This is a genomic window from Kaistia sp. 32K, from assembly GCF_016629525.1.
In the GTDB taxonomy this organism is placed as follows: domain Bacteria; phylum Pseudomonadota; class Alphaproteobacteria; order Rhizobiales; family Kaistiaceae; genus Kaistia.
In genome coordinates, this window is the sequence record NZ_AP024269.1 from 3225980 (window position 1) to 3252270 (window position 26291).

The window sequence follows — 26291 nt, forward strand, 5'->3', positions numbered from 1 at the left end:
CCGCGCCCCCGACGGTCAGGGGCGGCGCGATCGATCCTTCGGACTGCGCCGGCACCGTCGAAACGCCGCCGCCCTGCGCGGCGAAAGTCGGGATCGGCTTCCAAGGAGGACCGACATGACCGCAGAAATCATCAACCTGAACCGCTTCCGCAAGGAAAAGGTCCGGCAAGAGAAGGCCGCGACGGCCGAGGAAAACCGCGTGCGGTTCGGCCGGAACCGGGCCGAGAGGGCGCTGGACCGGATTGCGGCCGAGAAGGCCCGCCGTCATCTCGACGACCACCAGCGGGACGACGGCAAGGATCCGACCGTCGCATGAAGAAGCGCTCGGTCTCGATCGCCGGCCATCAGACGTCCATCTCGATCGAAGAACCGTTCTGGCAGGCGCTCCGGACCATCGCGGCCTCGCGCGGCCAGAGCCTCGCCGGCCTGATCGCGGCCATCGACGGCGAACGCCAGGCCGAGACCAACCTGTCCTCGGCCATCCGGCTGGCGGTCCTCGCCTGGTATCAGGCCAAGCTCCATCCGGACGGCACGGAGGCCCCCCGCTCCGTCAATTCGGAATAGAGGCCGGCGGCACCAGCACCATCGGCGCGCCGGGATCGTTCCCCTGCGACGGCATCTGCAGCTGCAAGGGCGGCTGCGGCCGGGCCTGAGGCCGCGGCGCCGGCTCGTCGATGCCCTTCAGAAGCGTCTCGATGCCGTCGGAGAAGTCGAGCTGCCGCTTCGCGGCCGCCTCGGCGGCCTTGCGGGCCTGCTCTTCCTTCTGCAGGCGCAGCGCCTCGGCCTTCTTCGCGGCTTCGGCTTTCTTCGCGGCAGCGGCCTCCGCGGCGGCCTTGTCGGCAGCCGCCTTGTCCGCCGCTTCCTTGGCAGCGCGCTCCGCCGCTTCCCGCTCCGCCTTCGCGGCCGCTTCGGCCGCCTTGTCCGCCTCGGCCTTCCGCGCCGCCTCGGCACGGCGCTCGTCGTCCTCGCGGGCGACGCGGACCAGCCGGCTCAGCTTTTCCTTCTCGACGATTTCCGCCTGCAACTTCTCGATCCGCTCGACCTCGCGCTCGAAGGCGCGGACCGACAGGAAGCCGGCCAGCGGCGCGACGTCGATCCGGCGCGTCGGCTCGGCGAGCGGACCGGAGAAGACGAGGCCGACCTGCGGTATGGCGCCGCTCACCCGATCCTCGCCGGGATCGATCGTCAGGGTCCACTGGCTGTCGAGCGTCTCGGCATTCAAATCGATGGTGGCGCCGCCGACCATCGTCGCGCTGGGGCTGGTCACTCCCAGATTCTGCGCCCGGATGGTACCGGCCGCGATCGAGAACGCGCCCTCGATATGGTCGAACGCCAGCGTGCCGGCGTCCAGATAGCCGGCGAACAGCTTGCGCAACTCCGCCTCGCCGATCTCGCGCCCGGCGTTCGAGGCGCGGATGACGGCGCCGAAGGCCTCCGGATTGACGAAGCGCGCCGACCCGGCGCCGACGCGGAGCGAGCCGCCGCCGGAAAGCGACGAGACGACGCCCGCGGCCGAGCGTCCCGTGCCTTCGAACTGAGCGGAGATATCGAGCGTGCCGTCGGCGACCGAGCGACCGTCGCGCTGCCAGACCAGATCAGAGAGCGCCGCCCCGGTCACCGAAACCTGCCCCGAGATCGAGGCATCGCCCTCGGGATTGACGATGGACAGCGAGCCGGTAGCCTTGCCGCCGGCGAAATCGCCATGCGTCAGGCGCAGTTCGGTGCGCTCGCCGGAGAAGCTCGTCTCCAGCGCGGCATTCGAGACCGTGACTCCATCGGAGACCAGAAGCCGGTCGGCGGAGATCCGGAACGCCGCGTCGAAACCGTCGAGAACCGGTCGCCCGAAGGTCGTCTTCGACCAGGGGGTCTCTGTGCTGGCGAGCAGGTCCTGCGGCAGGCCGAGCGCCAGCGAGGTGGCGCGCGTCAGATCCGCCTCGTCGACGGCGACATCGCCCTTGAGCCGCCAGCGGCTCGCCTCGCGGCCGAAATCGATGGATCCGCTGGCCTGGACGTCGCCGAGCCGCGCATCGCGGAAGAAGAGCGTCGCGACGCCGTCCTTCACATCGAGCGAGGTCGTCGCCTCGAGCGGCAGCGCCTCCTGGATGCCGGGCAGCGACAGGCCGGCCAGGGCCAGCGCCGCGGTGGCGTCCGGTCCATGCGCCGTCACCGTGCCCTCGAAGGTCGGCAATCCGGCCGCGTCGACGCCGATCTTGCCGTCCGTCGCATAGGCAAGGCCGGCGAAATCGCCCTTGATGGTCGCCGCCGCGCCCTCGGCGAGCGTGCCGTCGCCCTCGATCGTCAGCCGCGCCTTGCCCGGCGGGTCGAGCGGCAGGGCGCTGTAGCCGAGCTGGCGGATCAACAGGCCGGCATCCGGGTTCTCGACCGCCGCGGAGAGCTTCAGATTGCCCTCGCGCCAGCCGGCCGGCGTGCCGACGAAGCCGAGCGCGGCATCGATCGCCGTGCCGCCGGCAGTGCCGTTCAGCGTCAAATTGGCATGGGTGATGTTATCGCTGGCGCGGGCATTGATCACGGTCGCGAGCTTGGTGGGGCCAAGCAGCGGCGCCGTCTCCTTGAACCAGCGCGAAACGGCGGAACCTGGCAGCAGGCGCTCGACGAGCGCCGCGGTGCCGGTCAGGTCGGAAGCCTCGATCGAGGCAGAGATCTGGCCGCTCGGGGCGCCCTTCATGTCGGCGACGCGGCCGCTCGCCGTGATCGCCGCGCCGGCGAGGTTGCCGATCGAAAGACGGTTAGCCTCCAGCACGCCATTGGCGAAGCTGCCATCGGCGGTGACCTGCTCCAGCAGCATGTCGCCGACCTCGAGCTCGCCGGTCGAGATCTTGACCTGGAAGCCGTCGGCGATGCTGTCGGTATCGCTGAGGCTCTGGCCGACGAACAATTCGCCGAGCGAGGTCAGCTGGTCGAAATCGAGCCGGTTGGCCTTGAGCTCGACGGAGAGATTGCGGCGGCCGTCGCCGCTGGCCTCCTGCCAGCCGAGGCTGCCGCGAACGCTGGAATCGCGCATGCGCGCCGCCATGCCCGTGACCTGGATCGCGCCGGGCGCCAGATGCAGCTGGCCCGACATGTCGAAGGGCTGCAGCTGCGGCCGGGACGCCATCTTGCCGCTGCGCCACCAGGCCGCGAAGATCGACGGCTGCTCCGAGATCAGCCGCACCGCGCCGTCGAAGCTCGCCTCGGGCGACGTCGTGACGATGCCGTCGGCGGCGAGACGCGTGCGTCCGGGCAGGTCGGCGCCGAGTTCCTCGATCTTCCAGCCGGCCTGCGCGGTGACCGCGTCGAAGCGGAGATTCTGGATCACCGAGCCGCCGATGACGATGCCCGGGATATCGAAGCCGATGCGGCCGGGGATCGACGGGACCGGCAGGTCCGAGAGCGCCGAGACGACCGCCTTCGAGGCCATGTCGACATTGGCGGGCTCGTTCGGCCCCTTGCCGATGGAGCGATCGAGATCCAGCTGCCGCGCCTTCAGCGTCGCGTCGAAGCGCATCGCCTTGCCGAGATCGACCGTGGCGGCGCCCGTCAGGCTATAGGGCCGGTCCTCGGGCCCCTGCGACAGGGTGATCGCCGGCAGCCGCAACTGCTCCGGCCGCAGATCGAAGCTGCCGGAGGCGCGCCAGCTCGGCGTCTTCTTCCGCCCGCCGTCATCGTCGGCGACATGCAGCAGCGAGAAGCCCCCCGACCAGTTCAGGCCATTGTCGTCGCGCTTGAGCGGCCCTTCGGCCGAGAAGGCGACCGGGACGGTGGCCGGATTGGCCTCGACCTTGACCCGGATCGAACCGTCCGCATCACGGCGGCCGGTGGCGACGCGGAACGTCGTCGGCACGCCCTCGGCGACCAGGCCTCCCTCGATCTTCCAGGGACCCGTCAGCGAGCGCGCGTCGACGGCGGCGTTGATGCCGGTCAGCGACAGCGACCGGCCCGTGCGCTCGTCGCGATAATCGATCGAGCCGTCGGAGACATCGACCTTTTCCAGCGTCACGGCGTCGGGATTGAGGGCCTTCGAGGCCTCGGAGCGGCGGAGCCAGTCGGGCGTGCCGTCGGCGGCGACGGTGACCTGCAGGCGCGGCCGGGTGATCGCCATGTCGACGACCTTGAACGTGCCCGAAATCAGGGGGATCAGTTCGATCCGGACGGCGAACCGGTCGACCTTCATCATCGGCTTGTCGGGCGTGCCGCCGACCCGCACGTCGGTGAAGACGAGCGACGGCATCGGCAGGAGCGACGCGTTGGCGGTGCCGGCGACGGTGACCGGCTGGCCGAGGATCTTCTCCGCCTCCCGCTCGAAGGTCGAGCGAAAGGCGTTCCAGTCGACGAACCAAGGGATCACCAGCGCCGAGAACAGCACGGCGATGATGATGCCCCCGATGATCAGGTACAGCCTGTTCAGATCAACCTCCGCCTTGCCGGCCCCGGCTCCGATGTCGTCATGCGTCCGGCAGGATCTTGCCCGGGTTCAGGATGCCGAGCGGATCGAGCGTCGCCTTGATCATGCGCATCACATCGAGCCCGTGACCATGCTCCTTGATCAGATATTTGCGCTTGCCCTGGCCGACGCCATGTTCGCCGGTGCAGGTGCCGTCCAGCGCGATGGCCCGCTCGTTCATCCGGCTGATCACGGCTTCCGCCTTGGCGATCTCTTCCGGATTGGTGATGTCGATCAGGAGCTGGGTGTGGAAATTGCCGTCACCCACGTGACCGACGACGGGTCCGATCAAGCCGTTGGCCGCGATATCGGCGCTGGTCTCGGCGACGCATTCGGCCAGCTTCGAGATCGGCACGCAGACGTCGGTCGAAACGCTCTGGATGTTGTCGCCGGGACGAAGGCCCTTCACGGCGAAATAGGAATCGTGCCGCGCCTGCCAGAGCTTGGTGCGATCCTCGGGGCGGGTCGCCGAGGCGAATTCGCCGCCGCCGAACTCCTGCGCGATCGCGGCGAACTGCTCCGCCTGCTCGGCGACGGAGGCCGGCGAGCCGTGGAACTCGAGGAACAGGTGCGGCGTCTCGGGCAGGCCGAGCTTGGCGAACTCGTTGGTGGCGCGGATCATCATCGCGTCGCCGAGTTCGACGCGGGCGATCGGGATGCCGCTCTGGATCGTCAGGATCGCCGCGTTGCAGGCATCCTCGACCGTCGGGAACGAGCAGACGCCCGCCGCGACCGATTCCGGCAGGCCGTGCAGGCGCACGGTGACCTCGGTGATGATGCCGAGCGTGCCTTCCGAGCCGACCAGAAGCCGCGTCAGGTCGTAGCCGGCCGAGCTCTTCTTGGCGCGGCTGCCGGTGCGGACGATCGAGCCGTCGGCCATGACGGCCGTCAGGCGGACGACGTTCTCGCGCATCGTGCCGTAGCGCACGGCATTGGTGCCGGAAGCGCGCGTCGCCGCCATGCCGCCGAGGCTGGCGTCGGCGCCGGGATCGATCGGGAAGAACAGGCCCTGGTCGCGGATGTTGTTGTTGAGCTGGATCCGCGTCACGCCCGCCTCGACCGTGCAGTCGAGATCCTCGGCATGCACGGCGACGATCCGGTTCATCTGCGACAGATCGATCGACACGCCGCCCTTCGGCGCGTTGACATGGCCCTCGAGCGAGGTGCCGGTGCCGAACGGGATGACCGGAACGCGATGCGCGGCGCAGATCTTGACGATGTCGGAGACTTCTTCCGTCGACACGGCGAACACGACGGCGTCGGCCGGCTCGTTCGGCAGCCAGGTCGTCGTGTTGGCGTGCTGGCGCCGGATCTCGAGCCCGCGCGTGAAGCGCGGACCGAAGCGCTCCTGCAGGATCTCGAGGGCCGTGGCCAACGCTACTTCGTCACGCGCATCCTCGTTGCGCAGCGCCGAAACTGTCATACTAAAAAGCCTCCCAACGGGTTCTTGGCCCGCAAGCCATGTCGGGCGCAACCTATCAAAACCCTGCTGCCGCGCCAAAGACTTCCTGACGCTTTTGCCGGGCCGCACCGCCGAATTCGGTGGCTTTCGCAGGCCGGTTTACACCCGCAAGGAACGGCCGACCAGCGGGTCGGTCATACCGAACCGCTGAGCGCGATCTTGCCCGTCCGCCCCGGCCGGGCGCTCGCCGCGGCGGCCCCTGCCGGATTGGCGAGGCCGAAGCGCTGGTCGATCCCGAGCCGCAGCTGCCCCGACGCGGCCAGGCTGACGAGCTCGCCGATCAGCCGCACCATCTCCTCACGGCCGGTCGCCGCCGAGCGGCGGGCGCCCCAGAAACCCTTGACCGAGACATCGCGGAAGATCAGGTCGCCGGAGGGGATCACCAGCGGCTCGTTCGACATGGCGCCAAACGACATCAGCAGACCACCATCGGCCAGCAGGCTCGTCAGCCGCCCGCCATCCTTGCCGCCGACGGAATCGACGGCCCGCACGATCGGCGCGTCACCGGCGATGGACCGGACGCGCTCTTCCCAGCCGGGCGTCTCGGTCGAGACGGCGTTGCCGATGTCGAGCGCCGTCAGCTCGGCGAGACCCGCGTCGCGCCGGACGAGGCTGATGACATGGATGCCGCGCGCCTTGGCAACCATGGCGACGATGCGGCCGACGGCGCCATTGGCGGCGTTCAGGATCATCCACTCGCCGCTGGCGATGCCGAGGTCTTCCAGCAGCATCAGCGAACTCAACGGCATCGAGAGCAGCTGGCAACCGGTGTCGTCGCCAATCGCATCCGGCAGCGGCACGGCGCGGATCGCCGGCGCGACGAAATAATCGCTCCACGCGCCGCGGACCCCGCTGACGACGATGCGCTGGCCAACCGCGGGCGCCGTGACGTCCGGGCCGAGCGCATCGACGATCCCCAGCGCCTCGCTGCCGCCGATCGCCGGCAAGTCCGGCCTGTGGCCATAGGTGCCGCGAATGGTCCAGAGATCGTGATTGTGGATCGGTGACAGCACCATGCGGACCCGGATCTCGCCCGGCCCGGGCTCGGGAACCGGACGCTCGCCGGACTGAAGGACTTCGGCGGGATCGCCAAAACGCTCATAGAGGGCCGCTCGCATGATAAAAACTCCCTGAGTGCCTGCCCTTGTCAGCGCGGGAATGCCGCCATCGCCCTCCGATACAGGGTGGGACGATGGCGGCTTCGCTTGGACAGGCAGGTCCTGTTTCTGTAGGAAAGCTGGCATGGACGGCCGCCGCGGTCCATATTTGTTCTCATGTCCCGTTCTTCGAATCGACCGCCCCGCAGATGACCGTTCCCTTCGATAGTTCCGCCCCCGCCCCGCGCCCCGGCGGCATCGCTGCGCGCGCGCTCGGCCGGGCTGCCGCCCCCGACTATGTCGCGCGCCTCAATCCTGAGCAGCGCCTCGCGGTCGAGACGACGGAAGGGCCGGTTCTCGTGCTCGCCGGCGCCGGCACCGGCAAGACGCGCGTGCTGACGACGCGCATCGCCCACCTGCTTGCGACCCAGAAGGCCTATCCGAGCCAGATCCTCGCCGTCACCTTCACCAACAAGGCGGCGCGCGAGATGCGCCACCGCATCGGCGAGCTGATCGGCCCCTCGGTCGAGGGCATGAACTGGCTCGGCACGTTCCACTCGATCGGCGTCAAGATCCTGCGCCGCCATGCGGAACTCGTGGGCTTGCGCTCCGACTTCACCATTCTCGACACCGACGACCAGATCCGCCTGATGAAGCAGGTGATCCAGGCCGAGAACATCGACGAGAAGCGCTGGCCGGCGCGGCAGCTCGCCAATCTGATCGACAGCTGGAAGAACCGCGGCCTGACGCCGGCCGACGTGCCGCCGGGCGATGGCGGCTCCTTTGCCGACGGCCGCGGCATCAAGCTCTACCGGGACTACCAGGCACGCCTGAAGACGCTGAACGCCTGCGATTTCGGCGATCTGCTGCTCGAAAACCTGCGCCTGTTCCGCGAGCATCCGGACGTGCTCCGGGACTATCACCAGCGCTTCCACTACATGCTGGTCGACGAGTACCAGGACACCAACGTCGCGCAGTATCTCTGGTTGCGTCTGCTGGCGCAGGGCCGCAAGAACATCTGCTGCGTCGGCGACGACGACCAGTCGATCTATGGCTGGCGCGGCGCCGAGGTCGACAACATCCTCCGCTTCGAGAAGGATTTCCCGGGCGCCGTCGTCATCAAGCTTGAGCGCAATTATCGCTCGACCTCGCACATCCTCGGCGCTGCCTCGCACCTCATCACCCACAATGAGGGCCGGCTCGGCAAGACGCTGTTCACCGACGCGACCGACCCGGACGCCGCCCGCGTCCGCGTCGCCTCGGCCTGGGATTCGGAGGAAGAGGCCCGCGCCGTCGGCGAGGAGATCGAGAGCCTGCAGCGCCAGGGCCACAAGCTCAACGACATGGCGATCCTGGTGCGCGCCTCGTTCCAGATGCGCTCCTTCGAAGAGCGCTTCGTCACGATTGGCCTCAACTACCGCGTCATCGGCGGCCCGCGCTTCTACGAGCGGCAGGAAATCCGCGACGCCCTCGCCTATCTGCGCGTCGTCGCGCAGCCGGCCGACGACCTTGCCTTCGAGCGCATCGTCAACGTGCCGAAGCGCGGCATCGGCGAGACGACGGTCCGCCTGCTGCACGACCATGCGCGGGCCCGCAACATCCCGATCCTCCAGGCGACCGACGAGCTGATCCAGACGGAGGAGATCAAGTCGTCGAAGACGCGCACCGCGCTGCGCGATCTCCTCGCTTCGTTCGCGCTCTGGCGCTCGAAGCTCGACCAGATGAAGCATGGCGAGCTGGCCGAGATGATCCTGGAGGAGAGCGGCTACACCGAGATGTGGCAGCAGGACAGATCGGCCGACGCGCCGGGCCGGCTGGAAAACCTCAAGGAGCTGATCCGCTCGATGGAGGAGTTCGAGTCGCTCGCCGGCTTCCTCGAGCATATCGCCCTCGTCATGGACACCGACCGCGCCGAGAACCAGGACGCGGTCTCGATCATGACGCTGCACTCGGCCAAGGGCCTCGAATTCGAGACCGTCTTCCTGCCGGGCTGGGAGGAAGGCCTGTTCCCGCACCAGCGCTCGCTCGACGAGAGCGGCCGCGCCGGCCTGGAGGAAGAACGCCGTCTCGCCTATGTCGGCATCACCCGCGCCAAGAAGCGCGCCATGATCTGGTTCTCCTCGAACCGCCGCATCCATGGCCTCTGGCAATCGAACGTGCCGTCGCGCTTCCTCGACGAACTGCCGGAAAAGCATGTCGAGGTGATCGAGCAGACGTCGAGCTATGGCGGCTACAATGTCGGCGGCGTCGGCAATTACGGCGCCAGCCGCTTCGACCGCGCCGACAGTTTCAACAACACCTATTCGACCCCCGGCTGGCAGCGCGCCCAGGCGAACAAGGCATCCGCCCAGGCGCATGCCCGTTCGGCGCCGCGCCAGATCGAAGGCGAGCTGGTGGCGAAATCGACCGGCTCCGCGTCGAAATACAAGCTCGGCGAGCGGGTCTTCCATCAGAAGTTCGGCTATGGCGCCATCGTCGAGATCGAGGGCAACAAGCTGACCGTCGATTTCGAGAAGACCGGCACCAAGAAGGTCGTCGACAGTTTTGTGACCAAGCACTAGCCCGGCTAGAGCCGCATCAGTCCCTCTCAGGCCCGCGCGGCGGGACGGAGGTTGGATGTCGGCTTTCGGCCCATAAGCAATTTCCCAATCGGCTCCGAGGCGGGGTATGAAAACACCTTCCGCCGCCAGACAAGGTTCGCCAGCTTGACCCTCATCGCCTCCCTCAACCTTGCCAAGGAATCCGACGCCACCCGCCTCATCGAGGCGATCGGTGAGGATGAAGCGCTTGGCTTTCCCTCCGCTGCGACGACGGAGCAGGATGACCAGAGCTGGACCGTCGACGTCTATTTCGAGGAGCAGCCCGACGAGGCGGCGCTCGCCCGCGTGCTCGCCGAGGTACTCGGCGCCGATGCCGGCCAATTTGTCGTCGCGCCCCTCCCGGACGAGGACTGGGTCGCGAAGTCGCTGGAGGGCCTGAAGCCGGTCCGCGCCGGGCGCTTCCTCGTGCATGGCAGCCACGACCGCGACAAGATCCAGCCGGGCGATATCGCCATCGAGATCGAGGCCGGCGAGGCGTTCGGCACCGGCCATCACGGCACGACGGCGGGCTGCCTGGAAGAGATCGACCGGCTCGGCAAGCTCCACGACTACAAGAGCATCCTCGACCTCGGCACCGGTACGGGCGTGCTCGCCATCGCCATCGCCAAGGCCTGGCAGAAGCCGGTGCTCGCCACCGACATCGATCCGATCGCCACCCGCGTCACGGCCGAGAACGCGGCGCTGAACGGCGTCTCGGAGCTGATCGAAGCGGCGACGGCGGAAGGCTTCGGCAATCCCGTCCTCGCCGACCGCGCGCCGTATGACCTGATCGTCGCCAACATCCTGGCCGGCCCGCTGATCGCGCTCGCGCCCGATGTCGCGGCCCATCTGGCGCCGAAGGGCACGGTCGTCCTCTCCGGCCTGCTCACCGCCCAAGGGCCGGCCGTCACCGCCGCCTACGAGGCCGAGGGCCTCAAGCTGACGCGGACCGGCGAACAGGAAGGCTGGCTGACCCTCACGCTGGAGCGGTAGGGGGAACTGCGTCGCGCGCGCAGCCAATCTCGACCATCATCCTGAGGTGCCCGGCAAAGCCGGGCCTCGAAGGAGGGTCCAGGAAACGCCCGGGACCTCCGGACTTCGTCTGCAAACTGGAGTGCCCGCTGGATCCTCCTTCGAGGCTTCGCTCGCGCGAAGCACCTCAGGATGTTGGCGGAGCAGGCTGACCCAGCCAAATGGATCCCGGATCTCCGCTTCGCTGCGTCCGGGATGACGACGGAACTGTGTCGTCGCGGCTCAAGCGGCTATCGCCCCCGAAGCAGCCCCTCACCCAACCCTCTCCCGCGAGCGGGAGAGGGCCTAGGCCGGCACCCTCATGATCCGCGAGCGCGACAACCGACGCAGGCGATCCCCCTCGCCCGCTTGCGGGAGAGGGGCGGGGTGAGGGCGCGCCCCTACCCCACTGCCGGCAGCATCGAGCCGGTTTCCTCCTGGCGCAGGTGCCAGGAGAAGGCCTCGGCCAGCAGATGCGGGGTCTGGCCGCCATGCTCTCTCACGGCGCGGCGGTAATAGTCGGCCGCAAGTTCGCGGTAGCTCGGGTGGATGCAGTTGGCGATGATCACCTCGGCGCGCTCGCGCGGCGCCAGGCCGCGCAGGTCAGCGAGGCCGATCTCGGTCACCACGACATCGACGTCGTGCTCGTTGTGGTCGACATGCGGCACCATCGGCACGATGCGCGAGATCGAGCCGTCCTTGGCGAGCGACTTGGTGACGAAGATGCCCATATAGGCGTTGCGGGCGAAATCGCCGGAGCCGCCGATGCCGTTCATCATGTGCGTGCCGCCGACATGGGTCGAGTTGACGTTTCCGTAAATGTCACATTCGAGCGCCGTGTTGATGGCGATGACGCCGAGGCGGCGCAGCACTTCCGGATGGTTCGAGACTTCCTGCGGCCGCAGCACCAGGCGGCTCTTGTACTGCCCGATATTCGGCATCACCCGCGCTTGGCAGGCGGCCGACAGCGTGATCGACGATCCCGACGCGAAGGCGAGCTTGCCGGAATCAAACAGCTCGAAGGTGCTGTCCTGCAGCACTTCGCTGTACATGGTGAGGTCGTGGAACGGGCTGTCGATCAGGCCGTGCAGCACGGCGTTGGCGATCGAGCCGATACCGGCCTGCAGCGGTCCCAGCCGGTTGGTGAGGCGGCCCTTGCGCACCTCGGAGCCGAGAAACTCGATCAGATGCCCGGCGATCGCCCGCGTCTCGTCATCCGGCGCCGTCGCCTCGGCGGAGCTGTCGACCCGCTCGGTGACGACGATGGCGGCGATCTTGGCCGGATCGATCGGAATGAATGGCAGGCCGACGCGGCTGTCGGGCGTGATGACGGGGATCGGCTCGCGATGCGGCCGCCGCGTCGGGATATAGATGTCGTGCAGGCCCTCGAGATCGGCCGACTGGCCGAGATTGAGCTCGATGATCACCTTTTCGGCGAGGATCGCGAAGGTGGCGGAGTTGCCGACGGAGGTCGTCGGGATGATGCCGCCCTCGCGGGTGATCGCCACCGCCTCGACGACGGCGACGTCGATCGGCCCCATCTGGCGCGAGCGCAGCAGTTCGACCGTCTCGGAGAGATGCTGGTCGATGAACATCACCTCGCCCTTGTTGAGGGCGGCGCGCAGCACGCGATCGGACTGGAAGGGCAGCCGGCGCTTCAGCACATGCGAACGCGTCAGCACCTCGTCGATGCCGTTGCCGAGCGAGGCGCCGGTGATCAGCGTGATGCCGAAGGGCTCGGTGGCGGCCCGTTCGGCCAGCGCCAGCGGCACCGCCTTGGCATCGCCGGCGCGGGTGAAGCCGCTCATGCCGACGGTCATGCCGTCACGGATCAGCGACGCTGCCTCCGCCGGCGACATGACCTTGTCGAGAAGCGACGCGAGGCGGATGCGATCCTTGAGCATGATGTCCAGCATGTAAGTGGGAGTTGCCGGACCATAGGACGGGGCGAAGGCAGAATCACCCCGCAAAAAGCACAAAATCCGCGACGGGCGGTCGCGGATTTTGCAGAACAGGCGCCGATCCCAACGATCCGCGCGTCTCGATCGACACCAGGCCGACCCGAGCCAGTCTCGTCAGACGATCGAGCCCATGGCGCGGCGCTCATGCGTCTCGCGGTCATAGCCGAAGGTCGCCAGCGCCGCGTCGTCGAGCGACAGCTGGTAGCCGTTCACGAAGCGCGGCATGCGGCGCTCGCGGACGTGGGTCATCCGGGCAGCAGCGCGCCGAACGACGCCCTGCCCGCGGCTTCCTGCCGGGGCAACGCCGATTTCGCCGTAAGCTGCAGCCAACATGATCCGAATTCCTTTTTTTGCTGGAGATGCACCCTGCATCCCTTAACCATGGTCTTCATACCCCTAACGCTGACGTGAAGGTACATCTGTAACGGAATGACAGACATGCGGTTTTTGCATCGCACAAGGTGTCGCCACAATTGCGCCGCGATGCAAACACCGGTGTTGCCGGAATTGCCGTCGCCACCGCGCCCCGTTAGGGTCTCGCAAACCATCGCGACCCGCGAAAAAGGCCCCTGCTGATGTTCCAGAACTACGACGCGCCCAGCCGTGCCCACCCGATCGCCGACCGGCTGGGCGCGCTCCGCGCCCATCTCGCCCGCCTCGGCCTCGCCGGTTTCATCGTGCCGCATGCCGACGAATATCAGGGCGAGTACATTCCGGCCTCGGCGGAGCGCCTCGCCTGGCTGACCGGCTTCACCGGCTCCGCCGGCGCGGCAATCGTGCTCGCGGACGAGGCGGCGGTGTTCGTCGACGGACGCTACACGCTGCAGGTGCGCGACCAGGTGGATGTCGCCGATTTCACGCCGCAGGACCTGATCGCCCTGCCGCCACATCAGTGGCTGAAGGGCAAGCTCAAGGCGGGCGACCGGATCGGCTATGATCCGCGCCTGTTGACGCTTGCGGAAGTTCGCCGGCTCGAGGCGGCCTGCAAGGCGAACAAGGCGGAGCTGGTGGCGCTCGACGAAAACCCGATCGACGCGATCTGGACCGACCGCCCCGCCCCGCCGCTCACCCAGGTGATGGCGCAGCCGGACGAGCTCGCCGGCGAGACGGCCGACGCCAAGATCCGTCGCCTGCAGGCGATCCTCGCCGAGAAGGATGTCGACGCGGCGATCCTGGCCCAGTCCGATTCGATCGCCTGGACCTTCAACATCCGCGGCGCCGACGTGCCGCACAATCCGGTCGTGCTTTCCTACGCGCTGCTCCGCCGCGACCAGCGCCCGACGCTCTATGTCAACGGCCGCAAGCTCTCCAACATGCTGCGCGACGCGCTTGCCGAGCGCGCGGACATCAAGGAAGAGCGCGCGCTGCTCGCCGATCTCGCCGAACTCGGCGCCGACGGCCGCCGCGTGCTCCTCGATCCGCAGACGACCCCCGCCCTCTTCGCCAGCACGCTCACGGACGCCAAGGCGGTGATCGTCGAGGGCGCCGACCCGGTCGTGCTGCCGAAGGCGCGCAAGAACGCGGTCGAGCTCGACGGCACCCGCCGGGCGCACCGCCGCGACGGCGTCGCCATGACCCGCTTCCTCGCCTGGCTCGACGCGAACGGCGCCAGGGGCACGGAGACGGAGATCAGCGTCGCCAAGAAGCTGGAGGCGTTCCGCGCCGAGGCGGGCGATGAAGACGGCTCGCCGCTACTGGAGATCTCGTTCGACACCATTTCCGGCGCCGGCTCGGATGGCGCGATCGTGCATTACCGCGTCAACGAGGCGACGGACCGCAAGCTGGAGAGCGGCACGCTCTATCTGGTCGATTCCGGCGCGCAATATCGCGACGGCACCACCGACATCACCCGCACCATCGCCATCGGCCAGCCTTCGGCGGAAATGCGGGATCGCTTCACGCGCGTGCTCAAGGGCCACATCGCCCTCGCCACCGCGCGCTTTCCGACGGGGACGACGGGCGCGCAGCTCGATACGCTGGCGCGCCACGCGCTCTGGCAGGCCGGCCTTGATTTCGACCACGGCACCGGCCACGGCGTCGGCGCCTTCCTCTCCGTGCATGAGGGGCCGGTCCGCATCTCGAAGGCGGGGCACCTGCCGCCCGAGCCCGGCATGATCCTCTCGAACGAGCCCGGCTACTACAAGACCGGCGCCTATGGCATCCGGATCGAGAATCTGATCGTCGTGACCCCGCCCGCCGCGATCGCCGGCGGCGACCGCCAGATGCTCGGCTTCGAGACCATCACGCTGGCGCCGATCGATCGCAACCTGATCGACGTCGCCCTGCTCTCCCCGGCCGAACGCGCCTGGATGGACGCCTATCACGCCCGCGTCCGCGAGGCGCTCGCCCCGACGCTCGCGGGTGAAGATCTGCAATTCCTGATCCGCGCCACGCAACCGCTGGACGCATAAGCAGAACCGCCTTTGTCATCACGAAGCCTGTCATGTCGACAGGTTTCGTGATGGAACGTCGCCGGCATGACTCCGTTGTCCGATCGAGCCTGAGCTCAATTGGCTATAAAAAACACGGAGTTACGACCATGAACACGATCTTCAGGACAACGGCCCTGGTCGCTCTCCTTGCTGCTGGCCCCGCGCTGGCGCAGGACGCACCTCCTCCTGCCGAGACCAGCGCGCCAGCCGCGACCACAACCACGGTTGCGCCGGCCGATCGCTTCATCGTGCTGGAGGACGGCACGACCGACTGGCTCGCCTCCAACCTGATGGGCTCGACGGTCTATAGCGGCACGGACGAGAACCTCGGCAAGATCGTCGACATCCTCGCGACCGACGACGGCCAGGTGAAGGCCGTGGTGATCGGCGTCGGCGGCTTCCTCGGCATCGGCCGCAAGGACGTCGCGGTCGCGCCCGCCACCCTCGATCGCCTCAAGGTCGACAATGGCGTCAAGCTGGTGCTGGCCACCAGCAAGGAAGAGCTGAACGCCGCGCCGGAGTTCAAGACAGTAGCCAAGCAGGAATCGGACGCCGCCAAGGCGGCAGCGCCGGCCGCGGATGCGACCATGCCAGCCGCTGACCCGATGACGCCGCCGGCGGCAACCGAGCCTGCACCGGTGACGGACCCGGCCGCACCGGCAACGGCCCCCGCGGCGCCGTAAGACCCAGAAGCCGTGGAAACGGAGGCCTGCCCGCGAGGGCGGGCCTCATTTTTTGGCTGTACCCTGGAAGATCAGTCCGCGCCGACCAGCGTGAACCAGCCATCCTCGTCGATCACCTCGACGCCGTTTTCGGCGGCGGATTTAAGCTTGGATCCGGCGCCGGGCCCCGCGACCAGAAGATCCGTCTTCTTCGAGACCGATCCGGCGACCTTGGCGCCGAGCCGCTCCGCCATCGCCTTGGCCTCGTCGCGGGTCATGCGCACCAGCGTGCCGGTAAACACGACCGTCTTGCCGGCGACCGGGCTGTCCGTCTTGGCAGCCTCGAGCGGCTGCGGCGTGACCTCTTCCAGCAGCCTGGCGAAGGCGTCGCGATTGTGCGGTTCGTCGAAGAAGTCGACGACGGCCTCGGCGACAACAGCGCCGATCCCCTCGATGCCGACCAGTTCGACCCAGGCGTCGTTGCCCTTCAGCAGCTCCGGCCCCGGCGGACGCGCCGCCAGCCCCGTATCGCGGAACGCCTCGACGGTACCGAAATGACGGGCGAAGCGCTTGGCGTTGGTCTCGCCGACATGGCGGATGCCGAGCGCATAGATGAAGCGGTTGAGCGCGATCGTGCGGCGCTCGTTGATCGCCGCGAAGAGATTGCGCGCCGAGGTCTCGCCGAAACCGTCGCGGTTCTTCAGCCGCTGCAGCTGACCCGCGTCGCGCGCCTCCAGCGTGAAGATGTCGGCTGGCTCCTTGATCAGGCCCCACTCGTGGAAAGCCTGCACCTGCTTCTCGCCCAACCCCTCGATGTCGAAGGCGTTGCGCGAGACGAAATGGCGGATGCGCTCGACCGCCTGCGCGGCGCAGATCAGGCCGCCCGTGCAGCGGCGGACCGCCTCGTCCTCCTCGCGCACGGCATGGCTGCCGCAAACGGGACAGATCGTCGGAAATTCATACCGAACGGAATTTTCCGGGCGCCGGTCGAGCATCACCGAGACGATCTGCGGGATGACGTCGCCGGCCCGCTGCACGACGACCGTGTCGCCAACGCGGATGTCGACGCCGTCGCGGATCGGCAGGCCGTCGCCGCCGATGCCCTTGATATAATCCTCGTTGTGCAGCGTCGCATTGGAGACGACGACGCCGCCGACGGTGATCGGCTCCAGTTTGGCGACCGGCGTCAGCGCGCCGGTGCGGCCGACCTGAATATCGATGCCGTTCAGCACGGTCACGGCCTGCTCGGCGGCGAATTTGTGCGCGACCGCCCAGCGCGGGCTGCGCGAGACGAAGCCGAGCCGGTTCTGCAGGGCGAGCGAGTTCACCTTGTAGACGACGCCGTCAATGTCGTAGCCGAGCCCGGCGCGATCGGTTTCGAGCGCGTGATAGAAGGCGAGCGCCTCCTCGACCGTCTGGCAGAGGATCATGCGCGGGTTGGTCGGCAGGCCCCAACTTGCAAAGGCCTCGACCATGCCCATCTGCGTCTCGGCCGGCAGCGCGCTCATCTCGCCCCAGGCATAGGCGAAGAAGCGCAGGGGTCGCGACGCGGTGATCTTCGGGTCGAGCTGGCGCAGCGAGCCGGCGGCCGCGTTGCGCGGATTGGCGAAGGTCTTGCCGCCGCCCGCCGCCGCCATGCGCGCGTTCAGCGCCTCGAAGTCGGCATGCGCCATGTAGCATTCGCCGCGGATCTCGACGATCTCGGGCACGCCGGCCGGGAGCGTTTGCGGAATATCGCCAATCGTGCGGGCGTTGACGGTGACGTTCTCGCCCTCAAAACCGTCGCCGCGCGTCGCGGCGGTGACGAGGCGGCCGCCCTCGTAGCGCAGCGACAGCGACAGGCCGTCAATCTTCGGCTCGGCCGTGAACGGTATTGCGCCGTCGATCTTCAGGAAGCGCCGGGCCCGATCGATGAAATCGACCACGTCCTGGTCGTCGAAGGCGTTGTCGAGCGACAGCATCGGCACGACATGCGGCACCTTGGCGAACTTGGCCGAGGGCGCGGCGCCGACGGAGACGCTGGCCGCCGAGATCAGGTCCGGAAAGCGGCCCTCGATCGCAACCAGCCGGCGGCGGAGCGCGTCATAGTCGGCGTCCGAAATGGTCGGCGCGTCGTCCTGATGGTAGCGGAGATCGTTTTCGGCGATCTCGGCGCTGAGACGCTGGTGCTCCGCGGCGGCTTCGTCCGCCTTCAGCGTCTCGACCGGTATCTCGCGCAACAAATCCGACGGCATGGCAGCACTCCCATTCAGGAAGAAAGCTATGCCGTGCCGCCCGTTCGCTCGCAAGGGGCCGAGGCTTTCGCCAACAGCCCCTTGCCGAGAGCTCCTAGTGGCCGGCGTCGAGCACGGCGGAGGGATCGGCGTGGTGCGGCGCGAACAGCCGACCCCGCTCGGTCCAGATCACGACGACGAGGCTCAGCACGCCCGTCGCCAGGAAGCCGAGCGACAGCGGCAGCACCGTGCCGTTGAAGGCCTGGCCGATGCCCATGCCGATGATCGTGCCCAGGATCGTCGTGTAGAAGCCGATCATCGACGATGCCGTGCCGGCGATGTCGCCGAGCGGCTCCATCGCCATGGTGTTGAAGTTCGGCATCGTCAGGCTGAACAGGAACTGGCAGACGGCGAGGTTCGCGGCGAAGAGCAGCAGCGGCGGCTTGCCGTCGAACCAGAGGGCGCTCAGGACCATGAGCACCGACATCAGCACGTGGCCGCAGACACCGGCATGCGAGATGCGCCGCATGCCGAGACGACGGACGATGCGGACGTTGACGAAGGAGGCGACGCCCATGACGGCGGCGATCATGCCGAACACCAGCGGGAAGAACTTGCCGAGGCCGTAGACTTCCGTCTCGAAGATCTGCTGCGACGAGCCGAGATAGGCCATCAGACCACCGAACATCAGGCCGATCGCCGTCGAATAGCCGACCGTCGCCCGCTGCTGCAGGCAGCGCTTGGCACCGCCGGCGATGCGCGAGACGGAGAACGGCATCCGGTATTCCGGATGCAGCGTCTCCGGCATGCGCCGGCCGAACCAGAGCGCGATGCCGACCGCCATCACCAGCATCGAGACGAAGATCGCGTGCCAGGTGCCGAACAGCAGGAACAGGCTGCCGATCGCCGGGGCGAAGACGGGAACGATGATGAAGATCATCATCGTGAACGACATCACCCGGGCCATCTCGCGGCCCTCGTAGCGGTCGCGCACGATCGCCACCGACAGGATGCGCGTCGCGGCCGCGCCCATGCCCTGGACGAGGCGGGCGACCAGGAGCATCTCGAAATTCGGCGCGAACAGCGCGATCAGGCTGCCGATCGTGAAGATGACGAGGCCGATCATCAGCGTCGGCTTGCGGCCGACGATGTCGGAGACGGGACCGTAGAACAGCTGCATGATCGCAAAGCCCGCCATGTAGACGGTCAGGATCAGCTGGACTTCATTGGCGGAGGCGAGGCCGAAATCGTGCTGGATGTGGCCGAAGGCCGGCAACAGATTGTCGATCGACATCGAACCCAGCGCCATCATGAAGGCGATGATGACGATGAATTCAGCGAAAGACGGCTCACGGGCTGGGCGTGCGGAAGCGCCCACGGACAGGACGGACATTTTGATTTCCAAAAACGGATCGACAGGCGGTATGGCCTGTTCGAAGTGCAGCCGGTCGTTGGAGGCGAAGCGGTGATACTAGCCAGAAGCGGTCGGCGCGGGAGCAACCTATACTAGACAGGTCTTTGTGGCGGGGCCGTGACCAGGGTCACAGGTCGTCCAGCAAGCTTACTTCCGGGGAAGCTCATCAATAGCTCTACGGCTTCCTTGCGATCAACCACAAATTCCGTAGCCAGGCACAGATTCCGGCGGTGTGGCCAAAAGGACGCGCGAGCCGCCTGAGTTCGGCCGCGCCAAAACGCGGCAAGCCCTCTCCCGCCCGCCCCTATGAGATCCCTATGCGACGGCCGCTCCGTACCCCTCGATCCCCTATGCGCTCGCCCGCACCTTAGCCGCGCGGCGCACAGATCGCGCTGGGTACACCATGAAGAGCCAATGCACACGTCAAGCGACATGAATCCGGTCCCGCTCGCGGCGACCGGTTCCACGAGCCTCCACTTCCTCGTCGGCCAGGACCGGCTCGGCCACTGGCTGGCGATCGAGACCGGCGGCCACGCGGGCGGACTGTTCACCGACCAGGCGTCGGCGCTCCGCTATGCCAGCGCCGAATGCGGCTATCGCCCGGACGCCGTCGAGCTGGTCGAGGAACGGCTCGAACTGCCGATCTAGCCCCGCGCGGCCCATGGACGGGACAGGCATCCGGCCTGTCCCGGCTCGCATCCAAGGCTTTGATATTTTTACGCATCCTCTCTGATCTCAACGGAAGGCAACGGCCGTGAAAGACGTCATCCCCCGCGGCTCGATGACCGCGCTCGTAACGCCCTTCAAGCGCGACGGCATCGACGAGCGGGCGTTCGGCGATTTCGTCGCGTGGCAGGTTCGGAAGGGCACGGACGGGCTGGTTCCCTGCGGCGTCGCCGGCGAGGGATCGACCCTCACCGAAGCAGAGCGCGACCGGCTGATCCGCATCGCCGTCGAGGCGGCCTCGCGCCGGCCGGTGATCGCCGCGACCGGCAGCAACAGCACCGAGAAGACGATAGCCCGAACGCGGGACGCCCGGCTCGCCGGGGCCGACGCCGTCCTCGTCGTGACGCCCTATTACAACCGCCCGTCGCAAGAGGGCCTGTTCCAGCATTTCGCGGCGCTCGCCGCCGCCGTCGATATCCCGATCCTGCTGGAGAACGCGCCCGACCGCACGGGCGTCTCGCTCACCGAAGCGACGCTGGAGCGACTGCGGCGGATCCCGTCGATCGTCGGCATCGTCGCGTCTGCCAGCGGCGGGACCGCCCCGGCGCTTCGCCCGGACGCCAGCCGACCGGACTTCGCCTGCCTCGCCGGCCGGGACGAACTCGCCGTCCAGCACCACGCGCTCGGCGGCAGCGGCGCGGTCTCGGCGATCGCCAATCTGCTGCCGGGCGTCTCGGCCGCGATCCAGGAGGCCTGCCGCCAGCACGATCTCGCCCTCGCCTCGGCGCTGCATCGCCAGATCCTGCCGCTCCTCGTCCTTCTCGATCGCGAGCCCGAACCGGTGGCGATCAAATATGCCGTGTCGTGCCTCCGACCCGGTTTCAATCCGGCTCCCCGGCTGCCGCTGGCCCCGCCGGCCGAGGCTTCGATGCGAGCCATCGAGGCGGCGGTGGCGCATCTGGTCGACACGCCGGAAGGCTTCGCCGAGATGATTCTCCACGGCGACCGGCCGGGATCGTCGGGAACCGAGAGGGCCCGGCTGTCCTGATGCAGCCAGCGGGAAACACCTACCCTAACGGCATGGCCGATCGGAATGCATTGGCGTACGATGCCCCGGGCACTTCCGAGGCGGCGGTAGACGCGGCAACCGAAGGAGGCAGCCATGCGCTCGCAGGAAGCAGCCGAACTCTCCGGCAAATTACGCGGTCCGGTCATCGATGGCGACAGCATCGACTATGACGACGTCCGCAAGCTCTACAACGGCATGATCGACAAGAAGCCGCGGATGATCGCGCGATGCAGCGACGTCGCGGACGTGATCGAGGCCGTGAATTTCGGCCGCGAACACAAGCTGCTCATCGCCATACGCGGCGGTGGCCACAATGGTCCCGGCCTCGCCAGCGTGAATGACGGGCTGGTCATCGACCTGACGTCGATGAAGGGGGTCCGGGTGGATCCTGCCAGCCGTACCGTCCGCGTCGGCCCGGGCTGCACGCAGGGCGACGTCGATCATGCCGCGCATCCCTTCGGCCTCGCCGTTCCGGCCGGCATCGTCTCGACGACGGGCATCGCAGGACTGACGCTCGGCGGCGGCACCGGCTACCTGACCCGGCAATACGGCCTCACCATCGACAACCTGCTCGAGGCCGACGTCGTGCTGGCCGACGGCCGCTTCGTCACCGCCAGCGCGACGGAAAACCTGGATCTGTTCTGGGCGCTGCGGGGCGGCGGCGGCAATTTCGGCGTCGTGACGAGCTTCCTGTTCCAGGCGCGCCCCGTCGACATGGTCTATGGCGGTCCGATCTTCTGGGACCAGAAGGACGCCGGCGCCGTCATGCGCCGCTATCGCGACATGCTGCCCGGAGCGCCCGAGAAGCTCGGCGCCTTCCTCGGCCTCAAGACCATGCCCTCCGCCGATCCGTTCCCGCGCGAACATTGGGGCAAGCGGATCTGCGCGCTGATCTCCTGCTACAACGGCCCGCAGGCCGAGGGCGAGATGGCGATGAAGCCCTTCCTCGAAGGCCTGCCGCCGCCGCTAGTCAACTGGATGGGCATGATGCCCTTCCCGGCCCTGCAGAGCCTGTTCGACCCGCTACTGCCGTCCGGCATGCAATGGTACTGGCGCGGCGACTTCGTCAACGAGCTCAGCGACGCGGCGATCGACGCCCATCTGGCGCAGGCCGAGCAGACCCCGAGCACGCTGTCGCTGATGCATCTCTATCCGATCGACGGCGCCGTGCATCGCGTCGGCAGGGGCGATACGGCGTGGAACGCGCGCGGCGCGACCTGGTCGATGGTGATTGCCGGCATCGACCCGAACCCGCAGCAGGCCGGGCCGATCACCCGCTGGACCAAGGCCTATTGGGAGGCGGTCCATCCGCACAACCAGAACGGCGGCAAGGGCGGCGGCTACGTCAACTTCATGATGGACGACGAAGGCGAAGGCCGCATCCGCGCCACCTATGGCGACAATTACGATCGCCTGGTCACGATCAAGGCGAAATACGACCCGGACAATGTTTTCCGGGTCAACCAGAACATCCGGCCGCTGCACTGAGGCCGGTCGGGCGGCACGGACGGTCGACGTCCGTGCCGCCGCCAGGTCAAAGCATCCGCGCGATACCTATTCGTCGTGCGTGTCGTGATAGCTGACGAGGCCGCGCTTCCAGTAGCCCGACGCCTTGACGCGCTGCTTCGGCACGCCATGGTCCTCGACCAGGATGCGTCGCAGCCGCTTGGCCGTATCGGACTCGCAGGCGACCCAGGCGAAGCCCTCGCCCTTCGGCAGTTCCAGCGCCGCAACCGCGTCGTCGAGCAACCTCCCCTCGCCCGGCGCCGCCGCGCCGCGATGCAGCCAGGTGATCTCGCTCGAAGCGCGGCTCGCGAGCGGCAGTTCATCCTCAGCGCCGCCGACCTCGATCAGCACCCGCACCTTCGCCTCGGGCCGGAGCTCCTCGAGCCGCCGCGCGATCGCCGGCAGCGCCGTCTCGTCGCCGACAAGCAGGTACCAGTCGAAATCATCCGGCACGATCATCGAGCCGCGCGGCCCGGCGACGTGCAGCGTGCTGCCAACCTCGGCCTGCATCGCCCACGCGGTGGCGGGGCCGGCTTCATGGACGGCGAAATCGAGATCGAGCTCGCCGGCCGCGGCGTCGTAGCGGCGCGGCGTGTAGTCCCGGGCGATCGGCCGCTCGGCCCCTTCCGGGAAGACGGGGCCGTTCGGTCCGAAGGTCGGCAGCGACGGCGTCTCCTCGCCCGGGCGGGCGAAGAACAGCTTGACGTGATCGTCATGGCCACGGCTGGCGAATTCGGCGAGATCCGGTCCGGACAGCGTGACGCGGATCATCGAGCGCGTCAGCTCCACGACGCGTGTCACCGTCAGGCGACGGATCCTGAGCGGATAGCGAACGCGATAGGTCTCATGCGGCGCGGGGGAAACGATATCGGGGGATTGGGTATCGGACATGGTAACTCCAGGAAGGAGCAGTCCGACCGTGAGCAACGTCTTAGGCAACGCCGCGCAGGTCGAACCTGCTCGGGCAAGCTCGATCGGCGCGTTGTCTAACGTTAACGCCTACGTGCAGGCCTGTGGCGAGCCCGCAAACCACGCCCGTAAATTGACGCAGCGCAGCAGAAACCGCAAGCCTCGATCGAAAAGCCCAAGTCTCGATCGACAAGCCCTTGTCAGGCGGAGCCGTGAATGAGCTGGTGCGCGGCGGCGCGCGCCTCGTCGGTGATGACGCTGCCGGCCAGCATGCGGGCGATCTCCTCGCGCCGCTCGTCGCCGGTCAGCGGCGTCACGCCGGTGGCCACGCGGTCTTCCCCGTCGACGCCGTCCTTGGCGATGCGGAGATGGCTTCCGGCCCTTGCCGCGACCTGCGGCGCATGGGTGACGGAGAGCACCTGCACCCGCTCGGCCAACCGCGCCAGGCGCTTGCCGATCGCCTCGGCGACCGCGCCGCCGACGCCGGTGTCGATCTCGTCGAAAACGAGGGTCGGCGCCGAGCCGCGATCGGCGAGCGCCACCTTGATCGCGAGCAGGAAGCGCGAAAGCTCGCCGCCGGAGGCGACCTTCATCATCGGCCCCGGCCGCGTGCCCGGATTGGTGCGGACGAAGAAATTGACAATGTCGATGCCGGCATCGCCGCGCGCCTCGGCATCCGTCTCGATCGAGACGATGAAGGCGGCGCGCTCGAGCTTGAGCGCCGGAAGCTCCTCGGCGACGCGGCCTTCGAGCTCCTCGGCGACGAGGCGGCGGCGGGCCGAAAGCGCAGCGGCGAGCGCGTCGTAGCGCCGGCAGGCGGCCTCGGACGCCGCTTCCAGCGCGGCGAGACGCTCCTCGCCGGAATCGAGCGCCGCCAGATCGGCGACCATCCGGTCGCGCAGCGCGGCGAGATTCTCGACCGCGACATCGTGCTTGCGCGCGGCGCCGCGGAGCGCGAACAGGCGCTCCTCGGTCCGCTCCAGTTCCTTGGGATCGAACTCGCTGTCGCGCATCGAACGCGTCAGGATCGTTTCAGCCTCTTCCAGCGCGTCGATCGCGCTGTCGATCGCCTCGACGACGCCGTCGAGCAAGCCACCGGCCTGGTCACGCTTGCGCTCCAGCCGGCGGGCCAGGCTCGCCAGATTCGGGATCGGCGAGGTGTGGCCGGCGATCGTGTCATGTGCGTCCGAGAGGTCGCCGGCGACCTTCTCGGCCTGCATCATCGTATGGCGGCGCTGGGCGAGTTCGGTCTCCTCGCCGGGCTGCGGCGCGAGCTTCGAGAGCTCCTCGACGGAAGCGCGGAGATAGTCGCCCTCGCTGCGCGCCGAGGCGATCCGCCGCCGGAGCGCGGCGACTTCGCTTTCGGCCGAGCGCCAGTCGCGAAACGCGTCGGCGACCGCCGCCACTTCCGGATCGAGCGCGCCAAAGGCGTCGAGCAGGCGGCGGTGAATGGACGAATCGATTAGCGCCCGGTCGTCATGCTGGCCGTGGATCTCGACCAGCGACGCGCCGACATCGCGCAGCAGCGCGACGCTGACCGGCTGGTCGTTGACGAAGGCGCGCGTGCGGCCGTCGCCGGTCTGGACCCGGCGGAGGATGATGTCGCCGTCATGATCGATGGCATTGTCGCCGAGAAGCGTCCGCGCCGGATGGCCGGCATGGACGTCGAACACGGCCGTCACCTCGCCCTGGCTGGCGCCCTGGCGGACGAGCGCGCCATCACCTCGCCCGCCAAGGGCGAGCGAGAGCGCGTCGAGCAGGATCGATTTGCCCGCGCCGGTCTCACCGGTCAGGACCGTGAGACCGCGCGCGAAGTCGATCTCGAGCCGATCGATGAGAACGATGTCGCGGATTGCGAGCGCGGCGAGCATGGCGCGCCCTGTCCCCCTGTTAACCCGTCACGGAGCGGTATGCGCGGCTGATCCAGGAGCCCTTGTTCTCCGAAGGCGAAACGCCGCCCGTCTGGAGAAGCGAATAGGCGTCCTTGTACCACTTCGAATCCGGGAAGTTGTGGCCGAGCACGGCGGCGGCGGTCTGCGCTTCCGGAACGACGCCCATCGCGTAATAGGCGGCGGTCAGGCGATAGAGCGCTTCCTCGGCGTGACGCGTATTGCCGTAATCGGTCACGACAACCTTGAAGCGGTTGATCGCGGCCGGATATTCCTTGCGCTCGAGATAGTAACGGCCGACCTGCATTTCCTTGCCGGCCAGCTGGTCGCGCGCCACGACGATCGCCTTCTGCGCGTCGTCGACATATTCGGAGTTCGGATACTTGTCGACGACCTCCTGCATGGCGGCGATCGCCTTCTTGGTCGCGTCCTGATCGCGCGTGACCTCGGGGATCTGCTTGAAGTAGGACTGGCCGATCATGTACTGCGCGTAGCCGGCATCCGAGCTCGACGGATAGAGCGAGATGTAGCGGCGGGCGGCCGTCACGGTCTCTTCGTAGTTGCCGAGGCGATAGTTCGTAAACGCCGTCATGATCAGCGCCTTGCGGGCCCATTCCGTATAGGGATGCTGCTGATCGACCTTCTCGAATTCCTTGGCGGCCGACTTGAGCTTGCCGTTCTGCATTAGGGTCAGGCCCTGATTGTACATCTGGCCTGCCGGAACGTCGGGCTCGTCGGCGGCATCATCGTCCTTGGTCAGCGAACAGCCGGCGACCGCGACCAGCGCAACAAGCGCAGCGGCACGCAGGGTGACGGAGCCGAACCGGCCAAAATTGGCAAAGGTCGACGGGCGGATCGAGCTAATATCGTTCATTCACACATCGAACCGGCGCGAGCCGGCATCGCCTCTTTCGATGGGGCAAAGCGGTGCAGCCTCTCTAGCGGAAACAGCACGATGACGCCACCAGCCGTCGCAACGC

Annotated in this window: 19 protein-coding genes; 9 read left to right on the forward strand and 10 right to left on the reverse strand. The window is 67.9% G+C overall.

The genetic code is table 11. The features are described from left to right. Positions 1–115: 115 nt before the first annotated feature. Both K32_RS15000 and K32_RS15005 read left to right on the forward strand, forming a co-directional pair. Complete coding sequence (locus K32_RS15000) at positions 116–316, forward strand: DUF4169 family protein (protein ID WP_201400295.1); 201 nt, start codon at positions 116–118, stop codon at positions 314–316. Continuing rightward, a complete protein-coding gene (locus tag K32_RS15005; RefSeq protein WP_201400296.1) occupies positions 313–564 on the forward strand; it encodes a ribbon-helix-helix domain-containing protein in 252 nt (83 codons plus the stop codon). The genes K32_RS15000 and K32_RS15005 overlap by 4 nt, the downstream gene beginning before the upstream one ends. Here the strand turns inward: K32_RS15005 and K32_RS15010 are convergent. The 3 genes from K32_RS15010 to K32_RS15020 form a co-directional block, all read right to left on the reverse strand. Beyond that, entirely contained in the window at positions 551–4345 is a 3795-nt protein-coding gene (locus tag K32_RS15010) for an AsmA family protein (protein WP_244669525.1), read from the reverse strand. The two genes, K32_RS15005 and K32_RS15010, sit on opposite strands and share 14 nt — an antisense overlap. A 97-nt stretch (positions 4346–4442) precedes the next feature. Then, positions 4443–5864 (reverse strand): FAD-binding oxidoreductase, encoded by a 1422-nt coding sequence (locus K32_RS15015; protein ID WP_201400298.1) that lies wholly within the window; start codon positions 5862–5864, stop codon positions 4443–4445. Positions 5865–6037: 173 nt separating this feature from the next. Then, entirely contained in the window at positions 6038–7021 is a 984-nt protein-coding gene (locus K32_RS15020; RefSeq protein ID WP_201400299.1) for a zinc-binding dehydrogenase, read from the reverse strand. Between the two features lie 188 nt (positions 7022–7209). Here K32_RS15020 and K32_RS15025 point away from each other — a divergent pair, with 188 nt between their 5' ends. Continuing rightward, complete coding sequence (locus K32_RS15025) at positions 7210–9561, forward strand: ATP-dependent helicase (RefSeq protein ID WP_201400300.1); 2352 nt, start codon at positions 7210–7212, stop codon at positions 9559–9561. 144 nt (positions 9562–9705) lie between these two features. Further along, entirely contained in the window at positions 9706–10572 is an 867-nt protein-coding gene (locus K32_RS15030; RefSeq protein WP_201400301.1) for a 50S ribosomal protein L11 methyltransferase, read from the forward strand. Between the two features lie 419 nt (positions 10573–10991). On the opposite strand, the gene K32_RS15035 is transcribed toward K32_RS15030, so the two are convergent. Next, positions 10992–12494 (reverse strand): acetyl-CoA hydrolase/transferase family protein, encoded by a 1503-nt coding sequence (locus tag K32_RS15035; protein ID WP_201404510.1) that lies wholly within the window; start codon positions 12492–12494, stop codon positions 10992–10994. Positions 12495–12665: 171 nt separating this feature from the next. After that, positions 12666–12884, reverse strand: coding sequence for a hypothetical protein (locus K32_RS15040; protein ID WP_201400302.1), 219 nt, complete (start codon positions 12882–12884; stop codon positions 12666–12668). Between the two features lie 242 nt (positions 12885–13126). On the opposite strand from K32_RS15040, the gene K32_RS15045 reads away from it, so the two are divergent. Then, complete coding sequence (locus K32_RS15045; protein ID WP_201400303.1) at positions 13127–14962, forward strand: aminopeptidase P family protein; 1836 nt, start codon at positions 13127–13129, stop codon at positions 14960–14962. A 128-nt stretch (positions 14963–15090) separates the two neighbouring features. Continuing rightward, positions 15091–15666 (forward strand): PRC-barrel domain-containing protein, encoded by a 576-nt coding sequence (locus tag K32_RS15050; RefSeq protein ID WP_201400304.1) that lies wholly within the window; start codon positions 15091–15093, stop codon positions 15664–15666. A 71-nt stretch (positions 15667–15737) separates the two neighbouring features. On the opposite strand, the gene ligA is transcribed toward K32_RS15050, so the two are convergent. Then, entirely contained in the window at positions 15738–17879 is a 2142-nt protein-coding gene (gene ligA, locus K32_RS15055; protein WP_201400305.1) for an NAD-dependent DNA ligase LigA, read from the reverse strand. Between the two features lie 94 nt (positions 17880–17973). Next, positions 17974–19251, reverse strand: a complete 1278-nt coding sequence (locus K32_RS15060; protein ID WP_201400306.1) for a multidrug effflux MFS transporter — start codon at positions 19249–19251, stop codon at positions 17974–17976. Positions 19252–19686: 435 nt separating this feature from the next. Here K32_RS15060 and K32_RS15065 point away from each other — a divergent pair, with 435 nt between their 5' ends. From K32_RS15065 to K32_RS15075, 3 genes are all read left to right on the forward strand, one after another. Beyond that, positions 19687–19920, forward strand: a complete 234-nt coding sequence (locus K32_RS15065; RefSeq protein WP_201400307.1) for a hypothetical protein — start codon at positions 19687–19689, stop codon at positions 19918–19920. A gap of 106 nt (positions 19921–20026) precedes the next feature. Next, positions 20027–20986: a 4-hydroxy-tetrahydrodipicolinate synthase gene (gene dapA, locus K32_RS15070; protein WP_201400308.1), complete on the forward strand. Its 960-nt coding sequence runs from the start codon at positions 20027–20029 to the stop codon at positions 20984–20986. Between the two features lie 114 nt (positions 20987–21100). Further along, entirely contained in the window at positions 21101–22495 is a 1395-nt protein-coding gene (locus K32_RS15075; protein WP_201400309.1) for an FAD-binding oxidoreductase, read from the forward strand. Between the two features lie 66 nt (positions 22496–22561). Here the strand turns inward: K32_RS15075 and K32_RS15080 are convergent, their stop codons facing one another. The 3 genes from K32_RS15080 to K32_RS15090 form a co-directional block, all read right to left on the reverse strand. After that, the gene (locus K32_RS15080) at positions 22562–23404 is read right to left on the reverse strand and encodes a siderophore-interacting protein (RefSeq protein ID WP_201400310.1); all 843 of its coding nucleotides are present in this window, start codon (positions 23402–23404) and stop codon (positions 22562–22564) included. A 218-nt stretch (positions 23405–23622) separates the two neighbouring features. Continuing rightward, a complete protein-coding gene (recN, locus tag K32_RS15085) occupies positions 23623–25293 on the reverse strand; it encodes a DNA repair protein RecN (RefSeq protein ID WP_201400311.1) in 1671 nt (556 codons plus the stop codon). Between the two features lie 19 nt (positions 25294–25312). Continuing rightward, positions 25313–26185: an outer membrane protein assembly factor BamD gene (locus K32_RS15090; RefSeq protein ID WP_244669526.1), complete on the reverse strand. Its 873-nt coding sequence runs from the start codon at positions 26183–26185 to the stop codon at positions 25313–25315. Positions 26186–26291: the final 106 nt, after the last annotated feature.

Coding starts and splice junctions, on each gene's coding strand:
- K32_RS15035 (WP_201404510.1), bottom strand. CDS start 12,494: ATGCTCAAGGATCGCATCCGCCTCGCGTCGCTTCTCGACAAGGTCATG.
- K32_RS15025 (WP_201400300.1), top strand. CDS start 7,210: ATGACCGTTCCCTTCGATAGTTCCGCCCCCGCCCCGCGCCCCGGCGGC.
- recN (WP_201400311.1), bottom strand. CDS start 25,293: ATGCTCGCCGCGCTCGCAATCCGCGACATCGTTCTCATCGATCGGCTC.
- K32_RS15075 (WP_201400309.1), top strand. CDS start 21,101: ATGCGCTCGCAGGAAGCAGCCGAACTCTCCGGCAAATTACGCGGTCCG.
- K32_RS15065 (WP_201400307.1), top strand. CDS start 19,687: ATGCACACGTCAAGCGACATGAATCCGGTCCCGCTCGCGGCGACCGGT.
- K32_RS15000 (WP_201400295.1), top strand. CDS start 116: ATGACCGCAGAAATCATCAACCTGAACCGCTTCCGCAAGGAAAAGGTC.
- K32_RS15040 (WP_201400302.1), bottom strand. CDS start 12,884: ATGTTGGCTGCAGCTTACGGCGAAATCGGCGTTGCCCCGGCAGGAAGC.
- K32_RS15060 (WP_201400306.1), bottom strand. CDS start 19,251: ATGTCCGTCCTGTCCGTGGGCGCTTCCGCACGCCCAGCCCGTGAGCCG.
- ligA (WP_201400305.1), bottom strand. CDS start 17,879: ATGCCGTCGGATTTGTTGCGCGAGATACCGGTCGAGACGCTGAAGGCG.
- K32_RS15045 (WP_201400303.1), top strand. CDS start 13,127: ATGTTCCAGAACTACGACGCGCCCAGCCGTGCCCACCCGATCGCCGAC.
- K32_RS15005 (WP_201400296.1), top strand. CDS start 313: ATGAAGAAGCGCTCGGTCTCGATCGCCGGCCATCAGACGTCCATCTCG.
- K32_RS15015 (WP_201400298.1), bottom strand. CDS start 5,864: ATGACAGTTTCGGCGCTGCGCAACGAGGATGCGCGTGACGAAGTAGCG.
- K32_RS15020 (WP_201400299.1), bottom strand. CDS start 7,021: ATGCGAGCGGCCCTCTATGAGCGTTTTGGCGATCCCGCCGAAGTCCTT.
- K32_RS15050 (WP_201400304.1), top strand. CDS start 15,091: ATGAACACGATCTTCAGGACAACGGCCCTGGTCGCTCTCCTTGCTGCT.
- K32_RS15080 (WP_201400310.1), bottom strand. CDS start 23,404: ATGTCCGATACCCAATCCCCCGATATCGTTTCCCCCGCGCCGCATGAG.
- K32_RS15090 (WP_244669526.1), bottom strand. CDS start 26,185: ATGAACGATATTAGCTCGATCCGCCCGTCGACCTTTGCCAATTTTGGC.